Annotated in this window: 1 protein-coding gene and 1 pseudogene; one reads left to right on the plus strand and one right to left on the minus strand. The window is 48.2% G+C overall.

Annotated features, from left to right (window positions below):
* Positions 1-187, minus strand: a 187-nt coding sequence (locus tag GO755_RS41745; RefSeq protein ID WP_227687304.1) for a hypothetical protein, incomplete at its 3' end; no start/stop codon positions are given.
* 237 nt (positions 188-424) lie between these two features.
* On the opposite strand from GO755_RS41745, the pseudogene GO755_RS40730 reads away from it, so the two are divergent.
* Positions 425-666, plus strand: a pseudogene (locus GO755_RS40730) (hypothetical protein); the annotation flags it as partial.

Raw genomic sequence — 666 nt, forward strand, 5'->3', positions numbered from 1 at the left:
GTCCCAGCGAGACTAGCGTTTTGATCTTATCCAACCTAATGCATAGCTGTACGTGGCTATCTATAGTACGAGAAATCAATAGTAATGGGCTATTGGCCAGGCAAATACCTCCGGCAAAAAGGCGAATAAATTGCCTCTGCTGACCCAAATGTCTTTTAAGATTGTTTAGTAGAGAATTGCTCTTCATACAGGGGTTGTTTTCAGGTCGCTTCGACTTCGGGGTGACCTGATTTGTTACTGGGTTGTTTTTGCGCATAAGCGGAACGGGTAGGTTCCCTTAGCAGGCACACTCTACCGACAATAAAAGTAGGATAGCGTTCATAGAACAATAGAAACGAACCTAGGAGCACACCTACGATGATTTCTCCCAACACTAATAGACCAAAAGAGTTTTGCTACTGTAAAGTCAACTCCCAGTAGGTATATGTCAAATCTCGATCAAAATCACCGCCTCCCCTTTCTGGAGGGTGGTGGGGAAATGGGGGAGCTAACCCGCCACTTTGACTGGGCAACCACGCCCTTAGGGCCTGCCTACCAATGGCCCCAAAGCCTGCGCACCAGTGTCAGCTTATTGCTTACCTCCAAGTTTCCCATGCTCATCTGGTGGGGGCAGGAGTTGATTCAGTTTTATAACGATGCCTACCGGCCCAGCTTAGGCCAGCAGGG

Source organism: Spirosoma arboris, from assembly GCF_009754945.1.
In the GTDB taxonomy this organism is placed as follows: domain Bacteria; phylum Bacteroidota; class Bacteroidia; order Cytophagales; family Spirosomataceae; genus Spirosoma; species Spirosoma arboris.